Raw genomic sequence first — 6877 nt, forward strand, 5'->3', positions numbered from 1 at the left:
TTGGCGAACCTGCGGCACAGCGCATCGTTCATCGCGCGCGGCAAAACCCAAAATACCCCACGGGATCGCATCCAGATCAGCAAAACCTATTCACTTCAACGACATAGACAGATGGGTGCTATGAAACAGGATTTAAGTCCTCCCGCCATTCGGCAATGGCGCTACGGGCGTAGTCGAGGCCGAAGAACAGGCTCTCGTTCAGGAGCTCGTCGCGTATGCGACCGTTGAAGGATTCGACATAACCATTCTGCATCGGCTTGCCTGGCGCGATGTAGTGCCATTCGATCCCGTGATCCTTCGACCATGCGAGGATGGCGTTCGAGGTGAATTCGGTGCCATGGTCGGAGACGATCATGCCCGGCTTGCCGCGGTGAGCGATCAATTCCGTCAGTTCACGGGCAACCCGACGTCCGGAGATCGAGGTGTCCGGGATCGCGGCCAAACATTCGCGCGTCACGTCGTCGACGATGTTGAGCACACGGAAGCGCCGGCCGCAGGCGAACTGGTCATGCACGAAATCCAGCGACCAGCGCGCATTCGCCTTTGCCTCGACCAGGATCGGCGCCTGCGTGCCGACGGCTCGTCGTCGCGCCCGACGCTTGCGCACCGTCAGTCCTTCCTCGCGGTAAAGACGATAGATACGGTTGATCCCCGATGCCTCGCCCTGGCGCCTGAGCAGAATGAACAGCCGTCGATAGCCGAAGCGCCGGCGCTCGTTCGCGAGGTCACGCAGCCGATCACGCAGCTCCGTCTCTGGCGCGCGGCGAGACTGGTAGCGGATCATCTTACGATCGGCGTCGACGAAGGAACAGGCCCGACGCTCCGATAGGCCCATGACGGCCCGCAGATGCGCTACGGCTTCGCGCTTGGCGGCGGGCCCTACCATTTTTTTGATAGAAGCTCGCGCAATGCCGAGGCTTCGAGCATCTGGTCTGCGAGCAGCTTCTTCAGCCTGGCGTTCTCGTCTTCCAAGGCTTTCAGCCGTTTGGCATCGGAGACGTCCATCCCGCCATACTTCGCCTTCCAGTTATACAGCGTCGCCTCGGAGATCCCATGCTTGCGCGCCAGGTCGCCCGCCTTCGCCCCCGCTTCGTGCTCACGCAGAACTGCGATGATCTGCTCTTCCGTAAACCGCTTTCTCTTCATCAGTCCGTCCTTCAATCGAGGCCGGACTCTAATCTCAGATGGAGGAAATTACCCGTGGCAGGTCAGCCCGGCTTCAGTGTTTTGATGAGTTCGGTTTCGACATAGACGCGAAAGGCCTGCGCATTGATGGTCCGTCAATGACCCAAGGCGCCTCCACCCGATCATGCCGCAGCGCGGCGATGAAGGTCATCGTCTTCGAATGGCCATATGGTGCGTGGGCCATCAGCCGCACACCCCAGCCCGCGCAACGGCGCCATGTTGGTCTTGACCCATGTTTCATCCAGGAAGACCAGGCGCGTAGGGTCAATGCGGGTCTGATAGCGCATCCATTGCGCACGCCGGCGCATCAGCTTTGGCTTGAGCTGCTCGACCGGCAGAGCGGTTTTTTTGAAGCTCTTGCCCTCGCGGTGCAGGAAGCGACCGACGCTCGCAGGAGACCACGTTCAGCCAGTGCCGCCGTCAATTGATGAAGCATCATGTTGGCATCTCGCTCAACCTCGCTCAGGACGAAAGCACGGTGCTCCCGTCGATCAGATAGGGCCGATGACCACCCATCTTGCCGGGTGCCGCACTGCCCGGCGACGCTTGCGTGCCGCCCACTTGATTACGGTCGAGACTGCCACCTTCAGCGCCGCAGCTACCGCGTAGCTCGTCTCGCCCTCTTCAAGGCGGGCCAGCGCCCGTTCCCGCAGATCCATCGAATAAGGCTTTGCCATCAGTCCCGACCTCCAACGGGTCAGAACATCGAACCTGATTTGCTCAATCTTGGGAATCCTAATTCAGCCAAAACGCCAACCGCTCTAGCTCCGTGCGTCAGCCCATTCGAAGCGTCGATTCCGGAAGATTGCTCACATTCAGATTGGAGTTTAGACGACGGTCGTCAGCTGTCCCCGCTCGAATCTTTGGTCGCCGGTTTCGCCAAGGCCTGGCTTCCTCAAGATCGCGGGCGACACGGACTAGTGTAGCCTCGTCGCCAAAGCGGCCGACAATCTGAACACCAATCGGCAGCCCACTGGCGCTTTGTGCCAAAGGCAAGGACACCGAAGGTTGTCCGGTGACATTGAACACGCCAGTGTACTGACAAATCGCCACATCCGCTTCCACGTATTCCTCGGCGGAGATCGTCGGGTGGGTCGCAGAATAGATGCCGCCATGTGGCACGGCCACGATTGGCATTGTCGGGGTCAGCAGAATGTCGAAGGTATGGGTAGCCTCGCCCACGCGGAAACGCATTTTCCGGAGCGCCTCTTGCAAGTCCCCCGATCGGGAAATAGGCATATCGCGACCATATTCATACCGTTTGAGGTTGACCGGCTCCAAGGTGTCCGCGTTGATCATGCGTCCCATGGCACGCGCCGCTGCTTCAAGCAAACTAGCAGTCGACGGGGCGATATATGTTCTGCTGTACTCGACGGGCTCATATGGCGGTTCGATGTCCATCACCATATGCCCCATTTCCTCGAGAAGTGTGGCCGTCGACTGGACAGCGTGCAGGACTTCCGGCTCGAGGTTGACCGCGCCCCAACTCGTTCTCGCCACCCCGACCCTCAAAGTGCCAGTGGGCTGTGAGAGTTCCTCTAAATAAGGACGGTTCGGCTGGACGATGATAAATGGATCGCCGGGATGGGGACCAGAAAAGACATCCAGCGCAGTCGCCATATCCCGCACGGTCCGACAGAGAACAAATTCGCGGCTGCGACCAAAAGATGCGTCCTGATTATTCGGGCCGCCGGAAACACGTCCTCGGGACGGATTCAATGCGACAAGGCCGCACCAGGACGCCGGGATGCGAATTGACCCACCGCCGTCGCTGCCGTGGGCAATAGGAGTGATGCCTGCAGCCACCGCCGCTGCGGCTCCCCCGGAGGAGCCTCCCGCGGAACGTTCCAAGTCCCATGGATTGCCGGTGATGCCATTGAGGATGGATTCCGTCATTGCGGTAGATCCGAGCTCGGGTGTTGTTGTTCTTCCTAGAGTCCGAAGCCCAGCCTCGCGCGCGCGACGAAAAAAATAGCTGTCGATATCGGAGCGGTAGCCTTTGAACAAACGGCTTCCTTTTTCCTGGAGGCGGCCAGCTTCGGTGGCCCCGATATCCTTGCGAAGGAATGGCACACCATTGAAGAGCCCTGCGTCCGCGCCGGCAACGGTCTCAGCATCTTCGTAGAATTCGATCACCGCGTTGATGCGCGGATTGACGTCGTCGTGGGCCTGGCGGGCCAAACGCATCAATTCCAAGGGCGTCACTTCGCCCGCGTGCACGAGAGAGGCCAAACCTGTGGCATCATACTCTACGTATTCGCTCAGCTTCATTGCGGGAGATCCTTCCTTCTTGATTAGGCTAGTGTCGCCGAACACAGGTGGTGACACGCAAAAGCCCACAATGACTTTGTCAATACACAGCTTGGTCCAACTGGAAACGGCGGTTGTTTTTCAACGGCAGCGCGGTACAAAATCGACTCCTCACGAATGAGGCGATGAGCCCATAATCGATACCGATTTCGGCCATGGTCAAATATTATTTTGCGATTTAGTTCATCTGAAATTCAGATGACGAGATCGACCTATACCAGGTTAGCAGAAATGCTGACGCCGTTCGCTAGGGCGAGGCGCAGAGCAGTCTTCCGGCGCATGTTTGGCGGAATAGGTCTGACAAGATTTCATTGAAGTAAGTAATGAAGCGGAAAGAATTTGGCTTTAAGATCATTCACGAAATTGAAGTTTTCGCCGCGAATGACCTTGCATATACCAGGATGAAAAACTAGTGCTCGATCTTGCTATGAAGCGTGCTTGGGCGTGAATGCATGATGCGCGGTGGCTCACGTAACCAGGAAGGTCTCGCGTGGCGGTCGGCTCCAGGATGCCAGATTACCCCCTTTCGCCAGCGGCTCGGTGAGGCCATGCGCCCGACGCGCCGTCAGACGCTCTACGAAACATGGCATTGAGATTGCCGCTGACGAGGGAGCGCTGATCGGCATGCCGGAATCGGGCGTACCACCGCGGGCCGAGATCAGGCTCAACGGCCATGCCCTGCATGCTGCACGTCACCGCGTATCCCGCCAATTCAGTCGTTGCAACGGATCCTTCAAATAAGTTCACAGAATCTTTGCGACCGCAGATCGATGACAATGGTACCTTCACCGTAAGGTCTGAGGTCAGGCACGGCTAAAAAAACTGATGCCAATTTTACGCCTCTGACCGCCGCACATAACGCAATGGAAGGTCGACCAATGGCAAGAAAAGCGCTCATCCTGGTTGAAGGCACAAGGAGCAATGGTCTGCTATACGTCCAAGCGGCCCAGCGCCTCGGTCTTCATCCAATTACCCTGTCGGCCGATCCAGATCAGCACGACTATATTTCGGCGGAAAGCATTGAGGCAATCCGTGTCGATACAGGCAATCTCGATGCGCTGGTCCAAGAATGCTCCCAGCTGCGTGCGATCTATGATATTGTTGGCATTACGAGCGCCAAGGAGGAGGTCTACGCGACAGTTGGCAAGCTCTGCCGGTATTTCGATCTGCCGGGACCGAACCCCACATCTATTGAACGATGCTGCGATAAATTCACCCAACGCCAGCTCCTCGCGGTGGCCGGCGTTCCAATACCTGCTCATCGCTTGGCCGCGAATGCCACGGACGTAAAAAGCTCTGCTGCGGAGATCGGCCTGCCGGTCATTCTTAAGCCGGCAGTGGGCGCAGGCAGCAGAGGCGTCCGATTGTGCCGCAATGTCGATGAATTGGCCGAACATACGAACTATCTGTTGGGTGGACAGCATATATGGCCGTCTTCGCCGAGGATATTGGTGGAAGAATTCGCACAAGGTCCCCATTATATCGCTCATGTAATGGGAAATGAGGTCATTGGGTTTGAGGCCGCTGACTTCGAACATCCACCACATTTTGTCTTTCGGGAGACCATCTTTCCGGCCCCGCTAACTGATGACGAGTATAAACGTATCGCCGATGTTTCGCTGAGCTGTTTGCAAGCTCTCGGCCTTGGCTGGGGGCCAACGGCAATCGAACTCCGGTGGACGAAGCGTGGCCCAGTCGTCATTGAAGTCAATCCGCGTCTTGCTGGCGGTCCTCAACCAGTTCAGCTGGCTTACGGTGTCGATCTCGTCACCGAGCACATCAAGCTTGTCATCGGCGAGGAATGGGATTTGCGCAGAAGGCATTCGCATATTGCGGCCTGGCGGTCCCTACTTCCTGATCGCGATGGCATCCTAGATTGGATCGATGACGACAGTCGGGCAGCCGCTGTACCAGGTGTCGCCGAGGTCAAATTGTATGTTAAACCCAAGATGCCGATCGTCAGGAAAGGCGATTACCGAGACTCTATGGGATATGTCATTGCCGTTTCGCACAGCCGTCCTCTGACCGAGGCGATACTTCAGCGTGCCGTCGACTTGATCGATTGGTCTATCATACCATTTCCGACCTTTGCGAATAGGACAATCTGCGGCCCTCACTGCCCCGCACCAGCCGAGGTGGCGCCCGGTAAGAGATGATCCTCGCCGAACATTGGTGCAATTGAGAGCCCGCGAGAGACGGGTTTCGTGGGGTCGTCAGCCTGGACGAGACATGCCGCATATCCGCAAATGGTGGACAGGCGGGTCCGATATGTCGGCAGATGATAAGGCTGCCGACCTTTATCAATCCTATGATAGGAGAGCACTTCCGTTGATTGAACAGGGCGGATCGAGATCAATCGGAATCAGGCCAAGCTGACTTAGGGGTCGCGTCCCCAGAGGTGGTGTAGCTCGGCGGTAGCGAAGCCGCTCGCGAGCGCGCCCTCAACAGCGCTGTAGCGAGCGAGCGGCTTTGCGGCGGTCATCGATGTTCCCGGGTAAAGGTCGGGTTGCTGACACCAACCTGATTCGAAGAAACCACCGATGACCGACGACATGATGAACCTGCGCGCGCTCGTGGAGAAGCCCCCTGATTGCGATCTCCTGCGCGAGATGATCGGCTTTGCCGCCGAGCGCCTGATGGAACTGGATGTGGGGGCCGCCACCGGCGCCGCCTAGGGCGAGAAGAATGCGCTCCGGCTGGCGCAGTGCAACGGCTACCGCGAGCGCGACTGGGAGACGCGCGCCGGCACGGTCGAGCTGCGCATCCCCAAGCTGAGGAAGGGCACGTACTTCCCGGGCTTCCAGGAGCCGCGCCGGATGGCCGAGAAGGCGCTGACGGCGGTCATTCAGGAGGCCTATGTCCAGGGCATCTCGACGCGCTCCGTCGCGACCTGGTCAAGGCCATGGGCATGAGCGGGATCTCCAAGAGCCAGGTCAGCCGGCTGTGCGAAGAGATGGACGGCAAGATGAAGGCGTTCCTCGAGCGGCCCATCGAGGGTGACTGGCCCCATCTGTGGATCGACGCCACCTACCTGAAGGTGCGCCCGGGCGGACGCATCGTGTCGGTCGCCGTCATCATCGCGGTCGGCGTCAACGCGGACGGCCGGCGCGAGGTGCTGGGCATGGAGATCGGCACCTCCGAGGCCGAGCCGATCTGGACCGAGTTCCTGCGCAAGCTGGCGCGGCGCGGCCTGCGCGGCGTCAAGCTCGTCGTCTCCGACGCGCACGAAGGCCTCAAGGCGGCCGTCACCAAGGTGCTGTGCGCGACCTGGCAGAGGTGCCGGCTGGGGTGGCGATCGGCGTGGATTGGGAGGGCCGGCGCCAGGTTCTGGGCGTGGAGCTGGCCAACCGGGAGAGCCATTCGAGCTGGCGCGAGTTCGTGA

Annotated in this window: 7 protein-coding genes and 1 pseudogene; 4 read left to right on the forward strand and 4 right to left on the reverse strand. The window is 59.0% G+C overall.

Translation table 11 applies throughout. From position 1 onward, the window contains the following. Window positions 1-118 precede the first annotated feature (118 nt). Window positions 119-910 carry an IS3 family transposase gene (locus tag NKI72_RS33625; protein WP_352755833.1) on the reverse strand — a complete coding sequence of 264 codons (792 nt, stop codon included), beginning with the start codon at window positions 908-910 and terminating at the stop codon, window positions 119-121. Further along, window positions 880-1146 carry a transposase gene (locus NKI72_RS33630; protein WP_352852058.1) on the reverse strand — a complete coding sequence of 89 codons (267 nt, stop codon included), beginning with the start codon at window positions 1144-1146 and terminating at the stop codon, window positions 880-882. Before NKI72_RS33630 ends, NKI72_RS33625 begins: the two co-directional genes overlap by 31 nt. Window positions 1147-1184: 38 nt before the next feature. Here NKI72_RS33630 and NKI72_RS33635 point away from each other — a divergent pair, with 38 nt between their 5' ends. After that, window positions 1185-1613, forward strand: coding sequence for a hypothetical protein (locus NKI72_RS33635; RefSeq protein WP_352755714.1), 429 nt, complete (start codon window positions 1185-1187; stop codon window positions 1611-1613). Between the two features lie 63 nt (window positions 1614-1676). Here the strand turns inward: NKI72_RS33635 and NKI72_RS33640 are convergent, their stop codons facing one another. After that, window positions 1677-1862, reverse strand: coding sequence for an IS630 transposase-related protein (locus tag NKI72_RS33640; RefSeq protein ID WP_352755717.1), 186 nt, complete (start codon window positions 1860-1862; stop codon window positions 1677-1679). 97 nt (window positions 1863-1959) lie between these two features. Then, the gene (locus NKI72_RS33645) at window positions 1960-3456 is read right to left on the reverse strand and encodes an amidase (protein WP_352755720.1); all 1497 of its coding nucleotides are present in this window, start codon (window positions 3454-3456) and stop codon (window positions 1960-1962) included. 917 nt (window positions 3457-4373) lie between these two features. Here NKI72_RS33645 and NKI72_RS33650 point away from each other — a divergent pair. The 3 genes and pseudogenes from NKI72_RS33650 to NKI72_RS33660 form a co-directional block, all read left to right on the forward strand. Next, window positions 4374-5651: an ATP-grasp domain-containing protein gene (locus tag NKI72_RS33650; RefSeq protein WP_352852061.1), complete on the forward strand. Its 1278-nt coding sequence runs from the start codon at window positions 4374-4376 to the stop codon at window positions 5649-5651. A gap of 384 nt (window positions 5652-6035) precedes the next feature. Next, a pseudogene (locus NKI72_RS33655) lies at window positions 6036-6814 on the forward strand (IS256 family transposase); the annotation flags it as partial. Further along, window positions 6796-6877: transposase (locus NKI72_RS33660; RefSeq protein ID WP_352852063.1), on the forward strand; the 82-nt coding region annotated here is incomplete at its 3' end. The pseudogene NKI72_RS33655 and the gene NKI72_RS33660, both read left to right, overlap by 19 nt.

Source organism: Mesorhizobium sp. M0437 (assembly GCF_040321335.1).
GTDB lineage: Bacteria > Pseudomonadota > Alphaproteobacteria > Rhizobiales > Rhizobiaceae > Mesorhizobium.